This is a genomic window from Enterococcus sp. AZ095a (genome assembly GCF_050546735.1).
In the GTDB taxonomy this organism is placed as follows: domain Bacteria; phylum Bacillota; class Bacilli; order Lactobacillales; family Enterococcaceae; genus Enterococcus_D; species Enterococcus_D entomosocium.
In genome coordinates, this window is the sequence record NZ_CP172953.1 from 2,852,410 (window position 1) to 2,873,620 (window position 21,211).

General features: G+C 43.3%; 19 protein-coding genes. 3 read left to right on the forward strand and 16 right to left on the reverse strand.

From position 1 onward, the window contains the following. Positions 1 to 75: 75 nt before the first annotated feature. The 3 genes from uxaC to IGJ26_RS13130 are packed head-to-tail and all read right to left on the reverse strand — an operon-like array spanning position 76 to position 4,156. Positions 76 to 1,464 (reverse strand): glucuronate isomerase, encoded by a 1,389-nt coding sequence (gene uxaC / locus IGJ26_RS13120; protein ID WP_086297953.1) that lies wholly within the window; start codon positions 1,462 to 1,464, stop codon positions 76 to 78. A gap of 16 nt (positions 1,465 to 1,480) precedes the next feature. After that, positions 1,481 to 2,557, reverse strand: coding sequence for a mannonate dehydratase (uxuA, locus tag IGJ26_RS13125; RefSeq protein ID WP_008380661.1), 1,077 nt, complete (start codon positions 2,555 to 2,557; stop codon positions 1,481 to 1,483). Between the two features lie 3 nt (positions 2,558 to 2,560). Continuing rightward, positions 2,561 to 4,156 (reverse strand): mannitol dehydrogenase family protein, encoded by a 1,596-nt coding sequence (locus tag IGJ26_RS13130; protein WP_086297956.1) that lies wholly within the window; start codon positions 4,154 to 4,156, stop codon positions 2,561 to 2,563. Between the two features lie 188 nt (positions 4,157 to 4,344). Here IGJ26_RS13130 and IGJ26_RS13135 point away from each other — a divergent pair, with 188 nt between their 5' ends. Continuing rightward, a complete protein-coding gene (locus tag IGJ26_RS13135) occupies positions 4,345 to 5,013 on the forward strand; it encodes a GntR family transcriptional regulator (RefSeq protein ID WP_005234106.1) in 669 nt (222 codons plus the stop codon). A gap of 97 nt (positions 5,014 to 5,110) precedes the next feature. Here IGJ26_RS13135 and IGJ26_RS13140 read toward each other — a convergent pair whose 3' ends face one another. Both IGJ26_RS13140 and IGJ26_RS13145 read right to left on the reverse strand, forming a co-directional pair. Then, the gene (locus IGJ26_RS13140; protein ID WP_005234105.1) at positions 5,111 to 5,947 is read right to left on the reverse strand and encodes a YitT family protein; all 837 of its coding nucleotides are present in this window, start codon (positions 5,945 to 5,947) and stop codon (positions 5,111 to 5,113) included. Between the two features lie 65 nt (positions 5,948 to 6,012). Then, entirely contained in the window at positions 6,013 to 6,933 is a 921-nt protein-coding gene (locus IGJ26_RS13145; protein ID WP_086297959.1) for a cation transporter, read from the reverse strand. Between the two features lie 325 nt (positions 6,934 to 7,258). Between IGJ26_RS13145 and IGJ26_RS13150 the strand changes: the two genes are divergently transcribed. After that, positions 7,259 to 8,050, forward strand: coding sequence for an L-threonylcarbamoyladenylate synthase (locus IGJ26_RS13150; RefSeq protein ID WP_005234103.1), 792 nt, complete (start codon positions 7,259 to 7,261; stop codon positions 8,048 to 8,050). A gap of 107 nt (positions 8,051 to 8,157) precedes the next feature. On the opposite strand, the gene IGJ26_RS13155 is transcribed toward IGJ26_RS13150, so the two are convergent. After that, positions 8,158 to 8,475, reverse strand: coding sequence for a hypothetical protein (locus tag IGJ26_RS13155; protein ID WP_008380648.1), 318 nt, complete (start codon positions 8,473 to 8,475; stop codon positions 8,158 to 8,160). Between the two features lie 514 nt (positions 8,476 to 8,989). Between IGJ26_RS13155 and IGJ26_RS13160 the strand changes: the two genes are divergently transcribed. Next, positions 8,990 to 9,307 (forward strand): RNHCP domain-containing protein, encoded by a 318-nt coding sequence (locus tag IGJ26_RS13160; RefSeq protein ID WP_194199243.1) that lies wholly within the window; start codon positions 8,990 to 8,992, stop codon positions 9,305 to 9,307. Between the two features lie 206 nt (positions 9,308 to 9,513). Here IGJ26_RS13160 and IGJ26_RS13165 read toward each other — a convergent pair whose 3' ends face one another. From IGJ26_RS13165 to IGJ26_RS13210, 10 genes are all read right to left on the reverse strand, one after another. After that, positions 9,514 to 11,283: an ABC transporter ATP-binding protein gene (locus tag IGJ26_RS13165; protein ID WP_194199242.1), complete on the reverse strand. Its 1,770-nt coding sequence runs from the start codon at positions 11,281 to 11,283 to the stop codon at positions 9,514 to 9,516. A gap of 2 nt (positions 11,284 to 11,285) precedes the next feature. Then, positions 11,286 to 12,995, reverse strand: coding sequence for an ABC transporter ATP-binding protein (locus IGJ26_RS13170; RefSeq protein ID WP_077451992.1), 1,710 nt, complete (start codon positions 12,993 to 12,995; stop codon positions 11,286 to 11,288). 229 nt (positions 12,996 to 13,224) lie between these two features. Beyond that, a complete protein-coding gene (locus tag IGJ26_RS13175; RefSeq protein ID WP_008380641.1) occupies positions 13,225 to 13,626 on the reverse strand; it encodes an MmcQ/YjbR family DNA-binding protein in 402 nt (133 codons plus the stop codon). Positions 13,627 to 13,914: 288 nt separating this feature from the next. Further along, entirely contained in the window at positions 13,915 to 14,532 is a 618-nt protein-coding gene (locus IGJ26_RS13180; RefSeq protein ID WP_194199241.1) for a LysM peptidoglycan-binding domain-containing protein, read from the reverse strand. Positions 14,533 to 14,860: 328 nt separating this feature from the next. Next, a complete protein-coding gene (locus IGJ26_RS13185; RefSeq protein ID WP_016612741.1) occupies positions 14,861 to 16,144 on the reverse strand; it encodes a uracil-xanthine permease family protein in 1,284 nt (427 codons plus the stop codon). Between the two features lie 40 nt (positions 16,145 to 16,184). After that, a complete protein-coding gene (guaD, locus tag IGJ26_RS13190) occupies positions 16,185 to 17,549 on the reverse strand; it encodes a guanine deaminase (RefSeq protein ID WP_430599687.1) in 1,365 nt (454 codons plus the stop codon). A gap of 217 nt (positions 17,550 to 17,766) precedes the next feature. Then, entirely contained in the window at positions 17,767 to 19,107 is a 1,341-nt protein-coding gene (locus IGJ26_RS13195; protein WP_194199239.1) for a hypothetical protein, read from the reverse strand. Positions 19,108 to 19,263: 156 nt separating this feature from the next. Further along, positions 19,264 to 19,605 carry a PTS lactose/cellobiose transporter subunit IIA gene (locus tag IGJ26_RS13200; protein WP_061053195.1) on the reverse strand — a complete coding sequence of 114 codons (342 nt, stop codon included), beginning with the start codon at positions 19,603 to 19,605 and terminating at the stop codon, positions 19,264 to 19,266. Position 19,606: 1 nt separating this feature from the next. Then, positions 19,607 to 19,906, reverse strand: coding sequence for a PTS sugar transporter subunit IIB (locus tag IGJ26_RS13205; protein WP_034872120.1), 300 nt, complete (start codon positions 19,904 to 19,906; stop codon positions 19,607 to 19,609). 28 nt (positions 19,907 to 19,934) lie between these two features. Further along, positions 19,935 to 21,200, reverse strand: coding sequence for a PTS sugar transporter subunit IIC (locus IGJ26_RS13210; RefSeq protein WP_430599688.1), 1,266 nt, complete (start codon positions 21,198 to 21,200; stop codon positions 19,935 to 19,937). Positions 21,201 to 21,211 lie beyond the last annotated feature (11 nt).

The window sequence follows — 21,211 nt, forward strand, 5'->3', positions numbered from 1 at the left end:
CAGACGCAACTTTAGCAATAGCCATACAAACACTCGATTCCTTCTCTAGCAAGCCAAGAACGAATCGAGTAGTCATTAGTTTGGAAAATCAAAGTAGGTTTTCGCATTGTGATAAGAGATATCTGCGACGATCTGCCCTAAATATATTTCATCTGCTGGTAGTTGTCCGTCTTCTACCCATTCACTGATCACCTGACACAAAATCCGCCGGAAATACTCGTGGCGTGGATAAGACAAAAAGCTGCGAGAATCCGTCAGCATGCCGACGAAGTTTCCAAGAATCCCGCCTTCTGCTAGGGTCGTCAACTGATATCGCATACCAGAATACGTATCATTGAACCACCAAGCAGAGCCTAATTGCAGCTTGCCTTTGCTCTCTTCTTGGAACGCCCCCATCAGCGCAGTCAACACTGGATAATCTTTGGGGTTCAGTGAATACAAAATCGTCTTCGGCAATAAGCTTTCCGCCTGAAGCTGCGCCAATGTCCGACTCAAGCCGCTCGCTAGACGATCGTCCCCCATCGCATCACCGCCGCTATCAGGTCCTAGTTGTTGGAAAAGTTTTTGACTGTTGTTGCGAGTCGCCATCAGATGCAATTGCGCGGTCCAGCCTTGCTTCGCGTATTGGCGCATCAAGTCAATCAGCAAGCCGGTTTGAAACTGTCTGATTTCTTCATTAGTCAGTGTCCCAGTGGTCAAACGCTTCTGAAAAATCGCTTCAAGTGCAGCGGTATCGTAGGCTTCCTCTCCAAGACGTGATAGACTGTGATCTGCTAAACGACAGCCCCGTTGCTGGAAGTAAAAAATACGTACGGCCAATGCTTCAACCAGCGTTTGATAGCTAGTGATTTCTTTGTTCGCAGCTGCAGCCAATTGCTTAAGGTATGCTGGAAATTCTGGATTCTGCAGATTGATTGCTTTGTCAGGACGAAAGGTAGGATACACGGCAAAGGATTCTTCTGCCAACTTTTGATGATATGTCAACGAATCAATGGGATCATCCGTCGTACAGATTACCTCAACGGCCATCTTTTTGATCAGTTCTCGTGGTGAAAATTCCTTCGTCTGCAGCTGTTGATTGACTTTTTCCCAAATGCTTGCTGCATTGGCTAGTGTCAACCGCTCATCAATACCAAAGATTCGCTTCAATTCCAAATTGGTCCAGACATATAATGGATTGCCAATGCAAGCCTCCAAGGTCTGCGCCCAAGCACAGAATTTTTCGTAGTCATCAGCATCGCCAGTGATCAAAGATTCTGCAACACCATTGGCACGCATCAAGCGCCATTTGTAATGGTCCCCCGCCAGCCACGCTTGGGTGAGATTGGTGAAGTTTTGGTTTTCGAAAATCTCTTTCGGCTCTAAATGGCAATGGTAATCAATGATCGGCTGCTTTTTTGCATACTCATGGTACAACTGTTTGGCAAAGCTGTTTTTCAAAATAAAATCGTCAGTTAAAAACATTTCTTCGCTCCTTTTCTTAACGCCCCACGCTCTTGTCGATGGCTTCCCACAACCCTAATAAGTAGGAAGCGCCGATCGCCCGATCATACAAGCCATAGCCTGGACGTCCCGTTTCTCCCCAGATCATTCGCCCATGATCTGGTCGAATGTAGCCGTCAAAGCCATTTTTGTACATCGCTTCTAGGATCTGATACATGTCTAATGAGCCTTCAGATGAGAGATGCGGTGCTTCATAAAAGTCTTTGTCATTGCCCAAGTATTGAATGTTACGAACATGGGCAAAAGGAATCCGATCCCGGCGACAAAACTCAGCCAAAATCTCATAGACATTATTGGCTGGGTCTTCGGCGATACTGCCAGTACAAAGTGTGATACCATTTGACGGACTGTCTACCACGTTGCAGACCCAATCCAAATCATCGCGGTTTTTAACGATACGAGGCAGACCAAAAATCGAATAGGGAGGATCATCTGGATGAACAGCCATCTTGATGCCGACCTCTTCACAGGTGGGAATGATGGCTTTTAGGAAATAAGCAAAGTTTTCTCTTAATTTGTCATCATCGACATCCTTATACGCAGCAAACAATTCTTTGACATGTGCCAAACGTTCTGGTTCCCAGCCTGGCAAGGTATAGCCAGAGCTTGACTCCTCAACTTCTTTGACGATCTCTTCTGGGTCTTTGTCGATCCCTGCTTTTTCAAATGCCATCGTAGAAGAACCGTCGGCTAAGCGATAATCGAGATCCGTTTTGATCCAATCGAAAATCGGCATAAAATTATAGCAGATCACTTCGACCCCATATGCTGCCAAATTACGAATCGTTTTTTTGTAGTTTTCGATATACAGGTCTCTCGAAGGCAAGCCAATCTTGATGTCATCATGAATATTGACGCTTTCGATCACCTTCAGGGAAAGGCCAACTGCTTCGACTTCTTCCACGAGCGCCTTGATCCGTTCTTTCGGCCAAACTGCCCCAGCAGGCAAATCAAAGAGTGTGCCGACGATGCCTTTCATTCCAGGAATTTGACGGATATCTGCTAACTTGATTTTATCGTAGTCTTTTCCATACCAACGAAATGTCATTTCCATTTTTTATTCGATCCCTTCTACTGTTTCATGTAATGTTTTACGGACTGCGCCGGTTCCTGCCAGCATCTTAGCGAACAAGTGACCCACCTTTTCAGCGATTCCTGCTTGATAAAGATCCAAACCAAAAATCTGCGGATTTGCTACGATTGGTCGAATGATCCCTTGAACATCGGCGGCTGTCCCTAACTGACACTCACGTAAAATCTCTTGTAATTCTGCTAAGAGGGGATCAGGACTTGGGCCAAATGGATGGCCTTCATCATCGATCGCTAATAGATAACGCAACCAGCCTGCAATCGCTAAGGGAATGAAAGTCAGCTCAGAAGCCGAGCCTTCTTTCTCCACATACTTTTTGATGGTTTCGCCAAAACGGATGGCGATTTTCTGTGAGGTATCTGCGGCGATCCGCTGTGGAGTGTCAGGAATCAGGGGATTCGGTAAACGAAGGCCCACCACCTCATCGATAAATTTCTTTGGCTGAATGATCTCAGGATCTTCCACTACCGGCAAGCCTTCACGATAGCCGATTCCTTTGATCAAAGCAACAATATCTGGATCGGTCATTTCCGCAGCAATAGATGTATAACCGAGTAAACAGCCGAACAAACTCATTGCGGTATGCAGTGGATTCAAACAAGTTGTGACTTTCATACTATCGGTTTTGTCGACGATCTCTCGACTCGTCAAGATCACCCCCGCTTTATCCAAATTCGGGCGACCGTTTGGAAAATCATCTTCAATCACCAAGTAATGAGTCGCCTCTGTGTTAGCAAACGGAGCGATATTCGTTCCTTTATCGGTATGTGTAACTGGCAACTGCTGAATGCCAGCTGCTGCTAATTCCTCTGCAACTGCTGTCGAAGGATTTGGCGTGATCCGATCGATCATTGACCACGGAAACGTCACCTGCGCGTTGTTTTCTAAGTATCGGACAAACGCTTCTGAAACATGCCCCAGCTTTTGCCATTCTTTTGCGATGGTGACAATCGCCATTTGGAAACGGAGCCCATTTTGCGAAAAATTATCGGTGGAAACCATAGCGATCGGAAGTGCCCCTGATTGAAAACGATCCCATAAAAAGCTAGCCAAAATGCTCATTGTATGGTTGACCTGATGGGGACCCGCAGCGAGATCCGCTTGTACGACAGGTAAAAATTTCCCCTGACTGTCTTTTAAGCCATAGCCTTTTTCTGTGATCGTTACGGTAACCAACTGTAGTGACGGCTCCTGAAATACTTTGCGTATTTGCTCATAACTCGCAGCACGGGAAGGATGGCAATAATAACTAGCCGCCGTTGACTGGAGCAATTTTTTCTCCAACCGTCCCCCTTCATGCATGACCACTTCTAAAATATCATTCTCGTAAGGGGCATATACTTGATCAATCACCTGTTCATCAAAGGTTTCACAAACTACGATTCCTTTTGTCAGCGCTTGTTGATCGATCAACGTTTGGGCTACTTCTGCGTGAAATGCCCGATACAAATTTCCCCCACCAAAGTGTAACCATTGAAACTGAGTATCTGATTGATCCGTCACTTCTTTGGGAACGATCGGCATCGTAACTCCTGCCTGCTTCAAGGCAGCAAAATCAAACATCCTACTTCCTCCTTTTTCTTAAAACTGATATATTAGTATTCTAGTTCATTCTATACTGAATTGCAAGCCTTTACAAAAGGTTATTCAACTTATATACTAGTTTTATTACTCAAAACTATCCCTAGGCACCTTCCTTCAGAGTTTTTCTTTAGAAGGTAATTGAATGCCTGATACAGAAAGAAGCGTTTATGTTGAACCCTACAAATTTTCAATCACAAGCTTATGAATCAATCAAAGAGTTGATCTTAACCGCCAAACTGATTCCCGGTCAAAAAATATCTGAAAAGGAATTGGAGCAACGGCTAACCATTGGCAGGACGCCGATCCGTGAAGCAATTATTCGTCTGCGCCGTGAAGCACTGATCCATGTCGTTCCCCAAAGCGGCACCTATATTTCTAAAATCAGTATCAAACAAATTGAAGAAGCTCGTTTTGTCAGAGAGACGCTTGAAAAAGAAGTATTCGTAGCGGCCTGCCAAGCCATTACAGAAGAGCAGCTGAAAGAACTAGAAAAACTCGTTATTTTGCAGCGGACCTATGCCCAATTGAAGGATGAAATCGAGTTTTTCCAACTCGACGAGGCCTTCCATCAGTTGATCTATAAGATTGCAGACAAAGAAAATGTCTGGAATTGGCTACAAACGATCAATCTGCCTTTAAATCGCTTCCGCTTCTTACGTTTAGAGGTGGAGGAATTGTCTTGGGAAATTATTTTGCGGGATCACGAAGAAATCTTAGCCACTTTAAAAGAAAAAGACCAAGCCAAAATTGCTCCCTTGGTCGGACAACACATTGATGTCATTGATAACGATTTGATTTTTGTGGAAAAGGCCTTTCCCGATTACTTTACGGAGTAAAGCTATTTGAAAATCATGGACCTTAAAAACCACCCTCGTCGAGTAGATTGCCTACTTGACGAGGGTGGTTTCATACGCTGAACAAGCGAGAATACGCTCATTCGATTGGGTGATAACTAAAGCCTTGGCCCAGTACTTCTGAGACATTATTGACGATCACAAACGCTTTTGGATCAATGGTCTCAATGATTTGTCTGATCTGCATAAATTCTTGGTCGCTGGCCACGATCAACAGTACTTGTTTGTCTGCTTGCTGGTAGCCGCCTTGGGCAGCCAATAGTGTGGCACCACGAGCTGTTTTATCAAAGACTGCTTCTCGAATCTCGTTCACGTGGTTCTCACTTAAGATCATGATGGATTTCTTCCGGTTAAAGCCCGTTTCAATGTAGGTCATCACACCAGAGGTGATCACGATCGATAATATCGCAAACAAGAACTCTTCAAACCCGAAAACGAACAAGTTCATAGAAACAACGATCGCATCGGTCGCCAGCAAGCCAATCGCTGGATTCAAATTAAAGTATTTCTTGAAAATCAGCGGTGGAATCGTTGTGCCACCGCTAGAAGATTGATTTTTATACAAAATCGCTACTCCTAAAGCAAAAATCGCACTGCCAAAAATCACGGAAAGCAGCCGGTCTTCAGCCACCATATATTCTGGGACTAAAGCAATTGCTACTGGAAAAGCAAAACTACCATAAAGGACTTTCAAAAAAGGGCCCTTCCCTAAAAAGGCATAGGCAAGAATAAGCATGAGAATATTCAAGACCATGATCACAGCCGCTCGATCCCAACCGAGTGCTGACTCTAATAAAATACCGATTCCGCTGACACCGCCAGCTGCCACATGATGCGGGCCTAAAAATAAATTGATGCTTGCCGCTAACAAGAAAAGTGCTGCGGTGATTTTTCCATAGGTTTTCAGAATTGTCATTTGTTTCCTCTTTTCTCTGTCATTTTCACAAGTTGATTCCGTCAGTGACCGATTAGCAGCCATTCTTACTCCTCACTATACGCCCATTTGATGTCACCGACAAAATTTATGTTTAGCCAGAGGGAATAACCGGAAATCTGTTGACTGATTGCTTGATTCAATCGTTCTCGCAAGGGATCTTGCCGCCCTACTGTATCAAGAGGAGTTGCAGGTAAAATCACTACATCTAATTCCACAATAACTTGATTACCGACTTTAGCGGTACGTAACACAAAGTCCACCACTTCTTCTGCGCGCAATTCTTTTTCAACGATCGTCATGATCGTTTCTCGCAGTTCTTCTTTTGGGGTAGAAGAAGTCAATTCTAAAATCGCTGCTTTCAACTCTTTTATCGAAAGCTGGATAAAGAATAGGGTGATCCCGATGGAGATGATTGGGTCGACATACATCGCAAAATTCCCATAGGGACTGGCTTGAATCAGCCATGACACAAGAAATGAACCGACGACACCCAGACTAAAGAAAAAGCCGAAACGCCATTGTTCTAGTTCTACCCAGTAAAAGGGATGAGTCAGTGGTTTCTTTTTTAAGTACAAGTAAAAAGAGAAACAGTAGATCGTACCAATCAGCGAGAAATACAAACCGATTGGATCAATCATGCCATCACTGACGTGTAATAAACTAAAAGCAGATTCAATGATTCCATAAATTGAGATCAGCAAGATGATACTATATTGAATAAAAACAACCAACGGCATCAACGCTTCTTTGCCGAATGGGAAACGTTCAAAGTCTTGGGCTTGGATATATTTTGCCACATACAAAGCAATCAGTGACATCACTGCACCAATCAATGTATAAACACCATCTAACAAGAGGACGTTATAACTGACCAGTAACCCAAAAAGCAAGGCACCGCCGCCATAGATACTCCCAGCGACAATCGATGCCAGCAAAAGTTTGCGTATTTTTTTCTTTTCACTCATGATACTCCTCTTTCTTTTTTTCAAAAAAACTATCAATTTGATTGCATTCTTCTATCTATAAGCCTATCTTCCCATATAAATAACATAAAAAACAGTCAATTTTTTCATACAAAGCGGAAAAAAATAGTATTGCTGTCAATCATTCACTCTATTCTCTAGTGATGCATATTCGATCTTTCTATTCCACTCTTTTTACATTCTGGTGTAAATCCCCTTGACTACGCGGATTGATTCCCTTATCATCAAGGGTAACCATATTCAATCAGAATTTTCAGAATATTCCGTTATATTTTTCATAACGGCGATTCATTGGAAGACAGGGAGGATGAAGAGAGTGAATGAAGCAAAACAAGTCCCATGGACAGGAGAACCAAACCAACGAGCGATCAACTATTTGAATGAAGAAGGCAAAGTGATCGTCTGCCCAACCAAAGTCGGCTATATCATTGCCGTCTCTGATAAAAAAGGGCTGGAACGCAAGTTTTCAGCAAAGAATCGCAAGCGTAACAAACCAGGTGTCGTTCTTTGCAGCTCATTGGAGCAGCTACATGAATTAGCCGAATTAAATGCGGAAACCGCCGCCGTTTATGAAACGTGTTGGAACAATGACGTGTTATTCGGTGCGATTTTGCCTTGGAAAGAATCAGGAAAAGCCTATATCCCAAAAGATGGTTCAGAAGAATTGATGACGGACGTTCGGGGAACCAGCTGTTTCGTGATCAAATTCGGTGTCCCTGGTGAGCAGATCTCAAAAGAACTTTGGGATCAAAAAAAGAAATTGCTTTTCGCCAGCTCAGCGAACCCTTCAGGCAAAGGAAACCGCGGACTTGTTGAAGGGATCGGCGAACAAATCGCGCAAGAAGCCGATCTAATCATTGAAGGCAACGACTATGTTGCATCGATCCAACCAGACAAAACGCTGGAAACCCGCTACGAACAAGGAGTCATGGTTTCTTTCGTTGATAAAGACGGTAACTTGATTCCAGAGCAAGGAGACCAACGCTCCATCACTCCCGCACCTGTCTTGATCCGTAAAGGACTCGATGTTGAAAAAATCCAAATGTACCTTTCTGATCACTTCAACTCATGGGACTATCGCCACGGGGAGTATTATTAATCTTTCATCGTCAACAAAGAACCGAAGAACCAGCTAACGGCCCTCCTATTCAAGGAAAAACGCTCAGCTCGTTCTTCGGTTTTTCAATAGAAAAAAATACTTTTCTTCTATCGTGTTTCTTTCAAAAGCTGAATGATCTGTGCCTGTTGTTTGATGATCGTATCTTGTTGCTTGATTTTAATCCAGTTTTGGTCGATTTGGATAGCTGCTCCGAGATTTTTGTAACTAAGGTTGGGGATCTCCATGAAATGTATTCGGTGTGCAGATAAGTCATTAAAGATCTGAACAGACAGTTCCTCACTCAATTCATGAACCTCTTTTTCTACAATATACTGGTTGATCAGGTCTTCTACAGTCAAACGCTTTTTTCGTTTCTTGCCTTGTGTGCCATTCGAATTTTCAGATTTCTTGTTCGTGCCAAACATTTTTGTTCTCCTTTCGTTAGGTCATCCTTCCTCCATTTTGTGATTCCGTGTCTCTTCTTCAGTGACCAAAATAAAATTGAGCGAAACCTACATACGAACATTTTGTCATAAAATAGCATTAGAATCTACATTTTGTTGTTTTTAAAGATAAAAAAGGAGATAAATTACGATCAGGTTTTCTCTGTCATAGAATTCCAACTCTATTTCTGCTATAATCCCCTCATAAACACATAGGAGGGACTCTATGAAAAAGCATTCCTCAATTGCTTTCTAGGGGACGACGCCAATGACAGTGACTTTGGACTACACTTACTGCTGGGTTGTGGGCTGCCGCAACACAGTGCTTAGCACAAAACGAAAAAACTAAGCGTGGTACGGATTGCGAAATCGCATGAAGCTGGAAGCAGAAGTAATCGTTACGGACGGTGAATGTGTCCCTAGCCAAAGAAGCCTGATGAAGAACGAACGGAACCCTTTTCTCTCAAAAGAAATCATTCTTTTGGAGGAAAGCAAAATGAGAAAAGGTGAAAATACGACCTTTGTTTGTAAAAACTGCAGTACGCCTGTGGCACCCTTGACCAATGGTTCTTACCGCAACCATTGTCCCCAGTGTCTCTACTCGTTACACGTGGATATTCGCCCAGGTGATCGTCAAAATACTTGCCATGGCCTGATGCGACCCATCGATTATCGCCAACATTCCAAAAAAGGCTATCAGCTGCTGCATGAATGCACCCGCTGCAAAAACCAGCAGTGGAATATCGTGGCACAGGATACGCAACAGCCAGACCATTTTATTGAGTGGTTGGTTCAAACCGCTGCGTATCACTAAAAAACCAAAGAAGACTATGCTTCAGGCTGGTCTTTTTTGTTTATCAGAACAACGGACCCCTTATACCACTAACTGCTCATAAACATTGTCGTCATAAGAAGCGCTTGCTTTAACCTAAAAAAACAGCCCGCTGTTTCGTCGATTGGTTGACGAAATTGCGGGCTGTCCTGCTAGTGTCTTCTTGATGATTTTACGTTGGTTTGCGCTTATTCAAAAACGAATTGATTGTGATACAGTTCCGCATAAAAGCCGTCGGCAGCCACCAATTGATGGTGATTGCCTTCTTCAATGACTTTGCCATCCTTCAAGACTACGATGCGGTCGGCATTCAAAATCGTCTTCAAGCGATGGGCGATCACAAAACTGGTTCGACCTTTGATCGCTTCATCCATTGCTCGTTGAATTTTCGCTTCGGTCACGGTATCAACGTTACTGGTGGCTTCATCCAAAATCAACAATTCTGGATTGGTCAAAATCGTTCGGGCAATACTCATCAATTGTTTTTGACCAGTACTGAAAAGATTATTCTCTTCGGTGATCTCCGTGTCATAGCCTTTTTCCAACGTCATAACGAACTCATGGATATTGGCTTGTTTCGCTGCTGCAATGACTTCGGCTTCAGTCGCTTCTGGTTTCCCAAAAGCAATGTTTTCGCGAATCGTCCCTGAGAACAACACGGATTCTTGCAAAACAATTCCCACTTGAGAACGCAGCAGATCCAAGTCTAGCTCCCGGATGTCGATGCCGTCAAAGGTCACAGAACCACCATTCACATCATAGAAGCGATTCAATAGGTTCATGATGGTCGTTTTTCCTGAACCCGTCGGTCCGACTAATGCGACCATTTCGCCTTTGTTGACTGTGATCGACACATCTTTTAGGACCAATTTTTGACTGTCATACCCAAAGTCCACATGATTCAAAGCAACCGCCTCTTTGATGCCCTTCACTTTGATCCCGTCTTTTGGTTTGACCTCATCGGGTTCATCAAACATTTCATTGATTCTGCGCGCACCGGTGATCGCCAATTGAATCATGCTGTAACCAGAAGAGATCTGCATCAATGGTTGGTAATACTGCTGCGAATACTGGACAAAGGTCACAACTAATCCTAAAGCAACGGAACGTTCTAAGTCACCGTTTAATGCTAACCAGCCACCAAAGAAAATCACGATTGCCGTGTTCAACAAGGACATCCCTTGCATCAATGGGAAAAGCAGCCCAGAGTAGACTTGCCCTTTGTAGGTAGCTTCCCGGACTTGTTGGTTGTGGACCAGAAAACCATCAATAGTTTCTTCTTGCAGTCCATTGGTGATGATGATTCGTTGACCACTGATTTTTTCATCAATATAGCCGTTTAATTTTCCGACTTCATCTTGCTGCAGATCGACATATTTGCGGGCTTTTTGGATCACGATCACCGCGATCAACACCGCAATCGGGGTAGAAGCAATCGTTGCCCATGCCAATTCAACGTTTTGACGGAACATCATGATCAAGATCCCCACCATTAAGACTACATTGGTCAGCACTTGCAACAATGCTTGGTTCAGACTGTTTTGGATGTTATCCAAGTCACTGGTGAAACGGCTCAAAATATCACCGTCTTGATGAGAATCAAAGAATTTGATCGTCAATTTTTCCAGTTTATTAAATAAACCGATCCGCATTCTGTTGGTTGATTTCCCCACCACTTGCGTGAACAAGATACTATAGACAAAATTAGCTGCACTGGCTAAGACATAAAAAATCAACAGTTTCCAAATGATCGATAGAAAAGCCGATTTATCATCGACCCCTTGCATCAAACCGCCAACATAATTCGCCAATTCCTGGAACGCTTCTCCGATAAAGACTGGCGCTTGTACTTGCAGATACGTTGCCAGAATCACCGTTACAAAAATGAATAGAAACGACCACTTGTATTGTTTTAAGTAATGGTAGAAAAATTTACTCGCTTTGAACAAATCTGTCATGGTTACTCCTCTCCTTTCTGTGTTGCGAAGATTTCTTGATAGATGGCATTGTTATTGGCTAAAAATTCATGGCTTCCTTCACCAACCAGACGTCCATTATCTAAAACGAAGATACGGTCGGCTTTCACAACAGAGGCAATCTTTTGCGCGATAATGATTGTTGTCGTGTCTTTTAATTGTTTTTCAAACGCTTCGCGAACCAATTTCTCCGAACGCGCATCTAATGCACTCGTACTATCATCCAAAATCAAAATTTTCGGTTCACCGATCACGCCTCGAGAAATCGATAAGCGTTGCTTTTGTCCTCCAGAAAAATTGCTGCTGCGCTCGGAGACCGGCGCTTCAAAACCCGCTGTCAATTTTTGAATAAATTCACTGGCTTGGGCGATTTCTGTTGCCCGAGACATCTCAGACTCTGAAGCATCTTTTTTCCCTTGCCGCAAGTTTTGGGCAATCGTTCCTGAAAAGAGGATCGCTTTTTGCAAGACAAAGGCGACCGTTTTACGCAAGCTTTGTTCATTGACTTCTTTTAGGTCAACGCCGCCAACCCGCACGACACCTTCCGTTGGGTCAAACAAACGGGGAATCAGCTGCGCCAGTGTTGATTTGCCGGCACCAGTCGCTCCTACGATCCCAATCATTTCGCCAGGTTTGATGGTAAAACTGATAGCCGTTAGGGCATTTTTTTCATCCCCAGGGTAACGGAAGCTGACGTTTTCAAAAGCGACACTTCCAGACAATTCTTGTTCTGGGACATCTTGGTATTGCAGATCCGGTTCGGTATCTAGAATCTCTTTGATCCGTTTTAGCGAAACTGCAGCCCGTGAAGTCATCATCATCATCATGCCGCCGATAATGATCGCCATCATAATTTGCATCAAATAATTCATGAATGAGGCAATTCCCCCAATCAAGGTTGGGTCATCTTTCGCTAGATCACTGACAAAGAAAATCGCGCCGACCACTGCTAAGTTGGCCGCCAGCATAAAGGAGGGGATCATTACAGAGAACAGGGTTCCTACAATAATATTATGCTTCGTTAACGTTTCACTGACTTTGGAAAAGCCTTGCAGTTGGTTGTCTTCTTGGACAAAGGATTTCACCACACGAATCCCCATCAAATTTTCTTTGGCGATCCCGTTGATTTTGTCGATCAAGTTTTGGATAATCATAAAGTGTTTCCCCATCCGTGTAAAGGAGAGTGCCGTAATCACTAGAACAGCGATAATCAGTAAGACGATGATCCACCACAGTTGCGGCATGGTTGTCATCGCCAAAATGAAGGCACCGATAAATAAGAACGGGATGCGAAACAACGATTGTAGTGAGATCATCACTAAGTTTTGAATTTGCGTGATGTCATTGGTCAAACGCACCACAAGATTTCCCGCTGAGAAGGTTTCGATATTTCCAAATGAGAATGTCTGGATTTTCCGAAACATCTCTTCTCGAATATCGGCACTAACGCCTTGCGCCACTTTCGCAGAAAAAACCGTGTTGATGATCCCTGCAACAAGTCCTAGCAATGCTAGCCCAATCAACTGCACACCAATTTTTTTCATTTCATCATTGTTTTCAGTAATAATTGATTCTAGCACTTGCTGCAAGAGCTTTGGCTGCCATAATGCAGCAACGACCATTAAAATGACCGATAATAAGGCAATGCCAGTTGCCGCTTTGTACTTTTTGACATGGCGTAAGACCAGATCCATATACGTACCACTCCTTTGTGTTTAGCAGAAAAGACTGCCAAAAAATTTCGGTTGCACAACAATTTACCATGGATCACGACTAGAAACAAGCGAACAAATAAAACAAAAAGAGCTTTCATGAAAGCTCTTTGAAAATATTGCATAAATGTTGGCGAAAATAACGAATAATAAAGGGATTATGATGATCCTCAAGAGGGTCTTCCTTATTTTCTGTCGCTAAATCTTTGACTTACGATTCGCTGTTTTCCAGCTCACTTTTTTGTTTTTTTGTCAGTTTTTGTTTGACTAGATCGTAGGAAACCAAAATCATTTGTTCGATGTTTTCTTCCATCAAGGCATCAGATGCCAACTTGATGGTATTCCAATGGGTCTTATTGGCATAATACCCCGGAATGATGACGTCAGGAAATTGCTCTCGCAGCGTTTCGTTGACCTCGGGCAGATTTTTCAAAGTCAAAAATGCTGTTTCTTCTGCTTGCGGACTCATGATCCCAAACTGTTTTCCTACTAAATCAAAGTAGATTGCATCCCAATCTTCGCGGTAATAGACTTTGGCTCCCGGCAAGCCTTCCCCAAATGCTTGAAATCGCTGCATTTTTTGTGCAATTTTTTCTTCAATCGATGTACTCATTGTGTTTCCCTCACTTTCTACTATCAAAACCGTCATTTTCTGTCTCAATTTTGACAGATTGAATCGCTTTCTGCTCTATTTCCTACTATTATACATGGTTGCCGTGTAAAAAGGGATTTTTTATCAATAACATGTCGCCTGAAAATGACTCTTGAGAGCTGCATGCGGCGTTACATTCATTCATCTGTCTCAGAAGATACAAAAAAACCCCTTATCAGCGAGTAAGATGTACTCGCCAATAAGGGCAATTGATTACTAGATGTCATGGACAAGATTCATTTTAGAATCTTAGTACCAACCATTTGCTTCCCAGAATGCTTTGGCAGCAGACCAAGAACCATAACGTGATGCAACATATTCATCGGCAACCTTTTCTTGGTTAGCAGCTGAATAGTCACCATTTAAGTAAGAGTTGGTTAATTGGTAACGGCCGTAGTATTGTCCGTTTGTCGCTGTGTAAGAACCACCAGATTCTTTGTTTGCGATCCATTCTTTTGCTGAAGCTTCTGAGCCGCTAGCTGAAGAGCTGTAGCTTGAGCTGCTTTGTGTGCTTGCAGCAGCAGATTGTGTGTTGCTTGATTGTGAAGCTGTTGGTTCACTTGGTTGTTGTACACTTGCTGCAGCAGTCGTGTTTGCAGATTCTGTATAAGTGGCAGTGCCATCTGTAGGGATGATCAATGCTTCCCCAACAAAAATCAAGTTTTTATCAGCAATCTCGTTTGCTTCAACGATCGCATTGATCGTATCATCAGAGCTATAACCGTAAAAGTTAGTAGCGATTGTTGATAATGTATCACCAGATTGAACAGTGTATTGTTCGTCTGCAAAGGCGTCTTTCCCACCTAAGAAAAGGCCGAAACCGGCAAGGACAGCTGTACTAAGTAAAACAGTTTTTAAAGACTTCATATAATTAAATCTCCTTCTTTGAAACTCATTTTGCGTCATTTGAGATGACTCAAGCGCATAAACAAGTCTAACACCGAAGAATATTTCATAGGTAAAGAAATCATTACAGATGATTACGAAAACGACAGTTGCCTTACGTTTCGTAAGAATTGAAAAAGACTATCATATCAAGCTTTTCTCTGCTGTAATTTTTAACATTACAGTTATTTTGTTTCTAGGTAAACCAGTTAACCTTAGAAAACCTTTCCTATATTACAAAAAACCCTCTTTTTACACAGACTTGTAACAAAAGAAGGAACGAGACAAGGTCTCATTCCCCATTTACTTCCTATTTTTTCTTCACTGGGATCAATTTATTCATGACGATCGCCGCAATAGCGCTTAAAGCAATCGGTGAATCTAATAAATATTGTAAGAATTGAGGCGCAGATTCTTTGATTTCTGCTGGCATAAACAACAAGCCGATGGCAATAATCAATGGTACCCCGATAATATACAACTCACGCTCGGAAAACTCTTCATTCTTAATGACCCGAAAGCCGCTCAACAAAATAATGACACAGACGACCGCGAACACGCCGCCGATGACAGCAGAAGGTACTGCGTGAATCAAGGCTGAAAGTTTTCCCATAAAGGACAATAGGATAAACCAGACGGATGCCATCACAAAAACTTTTTTACTAGCAACCCCGGTGATCGAAATGATCCCTGCATTGGTAGAATAACCAGTCACAGGGGTCGTTCCTACTAAGGCGGCAACCAAGCAGCCTAATCCTTCGCCGATCACGCCTTTATTGATCTGTTCATCCGTAACAGGTTCTTCTGTCACGGAACTGACCGCATACCAAGTACCTGTTGTTTCTGCTAGGAGCACCATATAGATCACTAGCATCGTTAAGATCGCTGAAACATCAAAGTGCAGGCCATAGTTTAGAAATACCAGTTTTGGCAGACTAAAGAAAGAAGCATCCGCCACCGACTGAAAATCAACGCCCCCCATAAAGGAAGCAATCACGGTACCGATAACCAAAGCAATAATGACCGAACTGATTCGGAAATATTTTCCCATTCCCGGAAAATAATCGCCTAGCATGGAAAACAAAATCAAAATCGCCGCAGTAATCGCAGCTAACAACATGTTTTGATTGGCACTTAGCGTTTCAGTGGCAGGATAGATATTGCTGGTAAAGGCCGTTGGCAGCAATGTCAACCCAACGATCATAATGATCGTTCCACTGACGATCGTAGGAATAAAATGACGAACGATATACTTATAAATGCCCGTAAAACCTAGTAAAATGACTGCTGCGGCACCAACGATGCTGGCACCTAACACCGTGTCCATGCCGTTGGCACCAAAATAAATACCGATGATCGCTCCAACGGGCACAAAGGATGGCCCTTGACATACGGGTAATTTCAAGAAAAAGAGGACTTGGATCAAAGAAGCGATCCCTGCTCCTAAAAAGGTCGATTGGATCAAACCTGATGCATCTGAAGAGGACATCGCCACCGCCGTTGCGATAATAAATGGCGGCACATACACGTCCATTGCCAACACATGCTGCAACCCTAAAAGTACTGCTTGACCAAAGGGAATGTCTTCATTCATTCCGATCGTTAAATGTTTATTTTTCGTTGATTCCACTGTCTCATTCTCCTCGTTTTTCGTGTACTTTTTTTCCTTGGACCCAGACTTGGCGAATATTTTGCATCGTTGCTAAGTACAGGATTTTTTGTAATCTTGCTTCGGGTGAGGTGAACACACCGAAGTCAGGCAAAGGATTTTCTTTTTGTCGCGTATCGATCACTTGTACATCAAACGCATAGCCTTCTTTGATGACACCTACAGGTAATTTCAGTGCCTCACCGCCGCCTTTTGTCGCTAATGAGAACGCATCGATCACGGATATACGAGAATCTGCTACTCCTCGTGTATTTTGGGGAAGCGTGACATCTACGCCATCTTCTAACATTCTCGAAGACATCACAGCTTGTTTGATGTTGTCATACAAACTCGGTGAAAAACCGCCGGAGATATCCGTTCCTAAACCAATCGTGACTCCTTGTTCTTTCAAGCGCTTGATTGGGATCACGCCATTGGCAAAGTAGGCATTTGAGATGGGACAGTGCGCAACTGCGGCGCCGGTTTCGACAAAACGGGCGCCGTCAGCTGGGCTGATGAAATTGCCATGAGCCATCACTGCTTTGTCACGCAACAAGCCGAAATCTTGCAGCACTTCGGTATCCGTTTTGCCAAATCGTTCTTGAACAAAGTCATGTTCCCATTGCCCTTCACTGCAGTGGGTCTGAACATGGACATCATATTTTTCAGCCAATGCGCCTAAGCCTGCCAAGCCTTCATCGGTACAGCTGGGGACAAATCGCGGAGTGACCACAGGATAAACGCCTTGAGGTGCGGTCTTTGCGATTGCTTGTACTTCTTGAATAAAACGTTCTGTATCCGCTAACGCCTCTTCTGTTGACGCGTCCCGATAAAAAGCAGGATTGGCTTGGGGATCGTCCATAACGACTTTTCCGACTAATCCCCGTTGACCAAGAGTGGCACAAGTCTTCGCCAATTGAAGGCTCGCTTCTAGATGGACCGTTGCAAAATAAAGAACCGTTGTCGTTCCTCTTGCCAATAGCTGTGCCACCAAATCTTGATAGACAGCTTTGGCAAATGCCGGATCGGCATATTTTGCTTCCAGCGGAAACGTGCATTCATCTAACCAAACATTTAACGGTTCATCTAACGCGATTCCTGCTTGCGGCCATTGCGGTGCATGGACATGCAGATCGACAAACCCAGGTAAAAAACACTGGCCTGCAGATAATGCCTGCAGATTCTCTGATGCTTTCGCCAGCTCTGACTCATACCCTTGATCTGTTTTAGCAGTGACTTTCGTGATGATCCCTGCGTCATCGACTTGAATCAAAGCTTCTTCTATATATTCTAGTTTTCCATCAGTTGGCGTATGGAAAACATCTCCTTTAAAATAGTGAATGGTTGCCATTTGTTTGATTTCCCCCGTTCTCTAAGACATTGTCAGGAAAAAGCCGTTCATTTAATGTTCCTTTTTCACTAACACGATGTTCTTATTTTAACGCTATTCGAAAATAGTGCAATAAAATTCACTATCATAAAGAAAGATAAAACGATAAACGTTCGGTTTTTATGCGATTTCAAAAAAAGACACCGTCTAGAAATAAGACAGTGTCAGTTAACGACGCTTATACTTTTGTTTTCTTTAGTTGCCGATAAAATACCACCAGTCCACCTACTAGCAAACAGAGTACTCCTGCAATCGAGCCCCATTTTGCTGGCTCTAAAAAGCTTTGGATCCTTGAGGTCTGATTCGTTGCCGTCGTTCCTGATAGCTGAAACAAGAAAGCCAGCGGCTGATGTTCAAAACGAAGAATAACAAATAGGAGTGTCATCAAAAGAAATTGATGTACCAGACTCCCTTTGCTTTGTGTGGCATACTTGGCTAAGCTCTGCTGTTCAATTGCTTCGGGTTTTGCCGCCAAATACTGTTTCGTGAGCCATTGATTCAATCCCGCATTAAAGAAGCTAATGACAAATAAACTTATTGGAATCAGTGTGTCGCTGCTGAACAGAAGAACACCTGCCATCAGCCCAAGTAAATATGTTGGTACCAGCTGTTTTTCTAAACGATGAGCGAGTTTTCCTCCGAGAAACATGGCACCAAAAAGGCCCAGTGCATAAGGCAAGTAAACGTGAGTACTAAGCGCTTGTGCCCCAAATCGACCGGTAACATAGACCGAGCCGAAAAGAAAAAGAAAGTTACCGATCACTCCCCGAATAAAGGTGAGGATGTTCAAGTGAAGCGGCTGTTTCCACGAGCGGCTGCGTTTCGTTAAAGTGATCAGCAGCAAAGCAAAGAGAAACAAGAAGCCAGTAATCGCCCACTCAAACAGGGCATTCGACTTGATCAGCCTTGCTGCTCGCAAGCCAAACAGTAAGAGAAAGAAAAAGAAATACAACAAAAATTGCTTGTTGAATAACTGGTTGCGCTGCATCAGCGGTCTTTTCGGTAGGTTTTTGAAGGTTTGACTACTCTTAGCCGCCAGCACAAAGAGTGCAAGATAACTGCCAAATAGACCAATGCCTTGAAGGTCATCAGGCAACCGTAAGGCAAACAGTAAAACAAAAAGAAAGAACAGCGCCTCCTTCCAATCATTTTTCAGCGGCTGTTCAGTGAGCTTGGCTTTTTGTCGTACCATCAGATCAGCTGGCGGCAGCCAAGAAGCACTGATCCCCAACAAACCAGCAGCTGGCAAGAGTGCCACGCTCCACCAGGTGCTCAAGATACCTACCAATGCGCCGGCGCCGCCGATCAAGACACTTGCTGCTAACAATGATGGTGCAAAAAGCGCCGTAAGCGTCTGTAAGAAAAAGACCCCTGTCATGCGAAAGGTATAAAAGAGCGCAAAGGCTAATGCTGCACTTAGCGACTGCTCTTTGCTCAAAGATAAGAAATAAAGATACGGGATGATCGTGATCGTATTGCTGATGATCAAAAGTGCGGTATGGGATTTTAAAACTTTCATCGTCCGACTCCTTGCCTTGATTTAAAGTTCCATCTTTCTTCTATCCTACACTTTCAAGCAATCCTGTCAACTTGCGTGCCAAATTTAAGCAAAAAGAAACCAAGTGTATTGTCAAAAGACTGACACTTCGTTTCTTTTTCTTATTGCGATTTTCGGCTAGGAGCCAGTAGACTGAATCGTTTGCTTAATTGCCTGAATTTCTTCATACAACCCTTGAAACTCTTTTGCAAGCTCACTCATGATGTCTGCGCTCATCAAAAGATCTTCCGCATGACTTAATAGTAAGGACATCCAAACTTTGTCCCCTTGAGCTTCTTGTTGAACTAACTTCCGATGTGCCAAATGGGCTTCATGATAGTGTTCTTTTCCTTTTTCGATTGCTTGCAGTGCAGCCAGATTCTGGGCTTCTCTTCCTTTTTGAATACTTTCAAAAAAGCAACTTCTTGCCATACCCGCTTGCGAGATAATCTGAAAACAAATTTGTTCTTTTTCTTCCATTCTACTCTCCTATTAGTTCAAGTGCTTGTTCCAATGCTTTTTTTCCATCCATCATGCCATAGGTGCGCATGTCGATACTGGCTGCTGGACAAGCAACTAAGCCTTGGACTTCATTTAATCGGTAAGAAACTTGCGGTCCTAACAGTACGCAATCAGCATCTTTTGCTGCAGTCGTGACCGATTCAATGGAGAACGCATCGATCGCCACCGCTTCTCCTTTTTCTTGCGCTGCTTTCTTCATATTATTTACTAAGACGCCAGTAGACATGCCGCCAGCGCAAACTAACACTATTTTTTTCATCATTTTTCCTCCATTTTCTCGTTATTTGTTACTCAACGACTGCCGCTTGGGTTTGCAGATTCTTTTCTTCAGCTAGTGCTGCTTTGTCTTGCAGACGCATAAAAGGGATGTAGATGATGATACATAAGACAAATTGGATCAATTGTGCAATGATCCCTTGCCAGCCATTCACTAAGAAGCCACCGAAAATAATCGGAAATCCAGTTGGGATATTGACTCCATTGTGGTAAGGCAAAAAGCCGACAATTGTTAAGAGATATGCTGACAACACGGAAACAGCCGGTGTTACCATCAAGGGAAGCAGCATTCTGATATTCATCACCTGAGGAATCCCAAATTTGATTGGCTCAGAAATACCAAACATGGAAGGGATCAATCCAATTTTACCAACAGCTTTTAGTTGCTCTGATTTGCAGCCAAAAATAGCCAGTAAAGCGACTGCAAATGAACGAGCCCCGCGATTGTTCAAAATAAACCCAATCGTAAACAGATGTGGTAATGCTTGGCCGGCACTGTACGCCGCCAGATTATCAAGCCCTGGTTGGTAAAAGACCAACATCAAGATCGGATAAACAGCCAACACTCCGTGAATGCCAAAGAACCAAAGAAATTCGATAAACGCCACAATGATCATACAAGCAAAAATATTCGCTCCTAATAAGGTCAATGGAGCTTGTACCCAAGTATAGATCATATCTGTCAGTGTGCCGTAAGGAGTTGCCGCCATACCCACGTAAATGATGCCCATAATGGCTGAAACAATAATTGCTGGCACGATCGCTGCAAAGGATTTGTTGACGATCGGCGGTACCGAATCCGGCATTTTGATCATCAAATTCTTCTGTACACATAAAATGTAAATTCTGGCACCCAACAATCCGCCAAACATGGCGACAAACATCCCACCGGAGCCAAGGGTCGACAACTCCATCGTACGGGTTTCTTCTAAAGTCGAAATCGGACTCAAGATCAAAAATGATACCAAACTCATGATACCGGCATTTAGTTGATCCGCATTTAAATGCTCGGCTAATTTATAGCCAACTAGAAAGGCGACATAAACGGAAACGACATCGATCGTCATCGCGTTGACTTGGGTTAATAATGCTTTCAAACCAATTTGTTCCATTATCTGTTGCGTTGCCCCAATGTCGATCGCATTGATCAAGGAGGCAATGGAACTGATCATCATGACGGGCATTAAGCCCATCATTGCATTGGCAATGGCTTTCATATAAATATTGTTTTGTACTTGAACGGCTGCAGCTAGTATTTTATCTTTCAGTGTATTCATAAGGTCCTCCT

Coding starts and splice junctions, on each gene's coding strand:
- uxaC (WP_086297953.1), bottom strand. CDS start 1,464: ATGTTTTTAACTGACGATTTTATTTTGAAAAACAGCTTTGCCAAACAG.
- uxuA (WP_008380661.1), bottom strand. CDS start 2,557: ATGGAAATGACATTTCGTTGGTATGGAAAAGACTACGATAAAATCAAG.
- IGJ26_RS13130 (WP_086297956.1), bottom strand. CDS start 4,156: ATGTTTGATTTTGCTGCCTTGAAGCAGGCAGGAGTTACGATGCCGATC.
- IGJ26_RS13135 (WP_005234106.1), top strand. CDS start 4,345: ATGTTGAACCCTACAAATTTTCAATCACAAGCTTATGAATCAATCAAA.
- IGJ26_RS13140 (WP_005234105.1), bottom strand. CDS start 5,947: ATGACAATTCTGAAAACCTATGGAAAAATCACCGCAGCACTTTTCTTG.
- IGJ26_RS13145 (WP_086297959.1), bottom strand. CDS start 6,933: ATGAGTGAAAAGAAAAAAATACGCAAACTTTTGCTGGCATCGATTGTC.
- IGJ26_RS13150 (WP_005234103.1), top strand. CDS start 7,259: ATGAAGAGAGTGAATGAAGCAAAACAAGTCCCATGGACAGGAGAACCA.
- IGJ26_RS13155 (WP_008380648.1), bottom strand. CDS start 8,475: ATGTTTGGCACGAACAAGAAATCTGAAAATTCGAATGGCACACAAGGC.
- IGJ26_RS13160 (WP_194199243.1), top strand. CDS start 8,990: ATGAGAAAAGGTGAAAATACGACCTTTGTTTGTAAAAACTGCAGTACG.
- IGJ26_RS13165 (WP_194199242.1), bottom strand. CDS start 11,283: ATGACAGATTTGTTCAAAGCGAGTAAATTTTTCTACCATTACTTAAAA.
- IGJ26_RS13170 (WP_077451992.1), bottom strand. CDS start 12,995: ATGGATCTGGTCTTACGCCATGTCAAAAAGTACAAAGCGGCAACTGGC.
- IGJ26_RS13175 (WP_008380641.1), bottom strand. CDS start 13,626: ATGAGTACATCGATTGAAGAAAAAATTGCACAAAAAATGCAGCGATTT.
- IGJ26_RS13180 (WP_194199241.1), bottom strand. CDS start 14,532: ATGAAGTCTTTAAAAACTGTTTTACTTAGTACAGCTGTCCTTGCCGGT.
- IGJ26_RS13185 (WP_016612741.1), bottom strand. CDS start 16,144: ATGAATGAAGACATTCCCTTTGGTCAAGCAGTACTTTTAGGGTTGCAG.
- guaD (WP_430599687.1), bottom strand. CDS start 17,549: ATGGCAACCATTCACTATTTTAAAGGAGATGTTTTCCATACGCCAACT.
- IGJ26_RS13195 (WP_194199239.1), bottom strand. CDS start 19,107: ATGAAAGTTTTAAAATCCCATACCGCACTTTTGATCATCAGCAATACG.
- IGJ26_RS13200 (WP_061053195.1), bottom strand. CDS start 19,605: ATGGAAGAAAAAGAACAAATTTGTTTTCAGATTATCTCGCAAGCGGGT.
- IGJ26_RS13205 (WP_034872120.1), bottom strand. CDS start 19,906: ATGAAAAAAATAGTGTTAGTTTGCGCTGGCGGCATGTCTACTGGCGTC.
- IGJ26_RS13210 (WP_430599688.1), bottom strand. CDS start 21,200: ATGAATACACTGAAAGATAAAATACTAGCTGCAGCCGTTCAAGTACAA.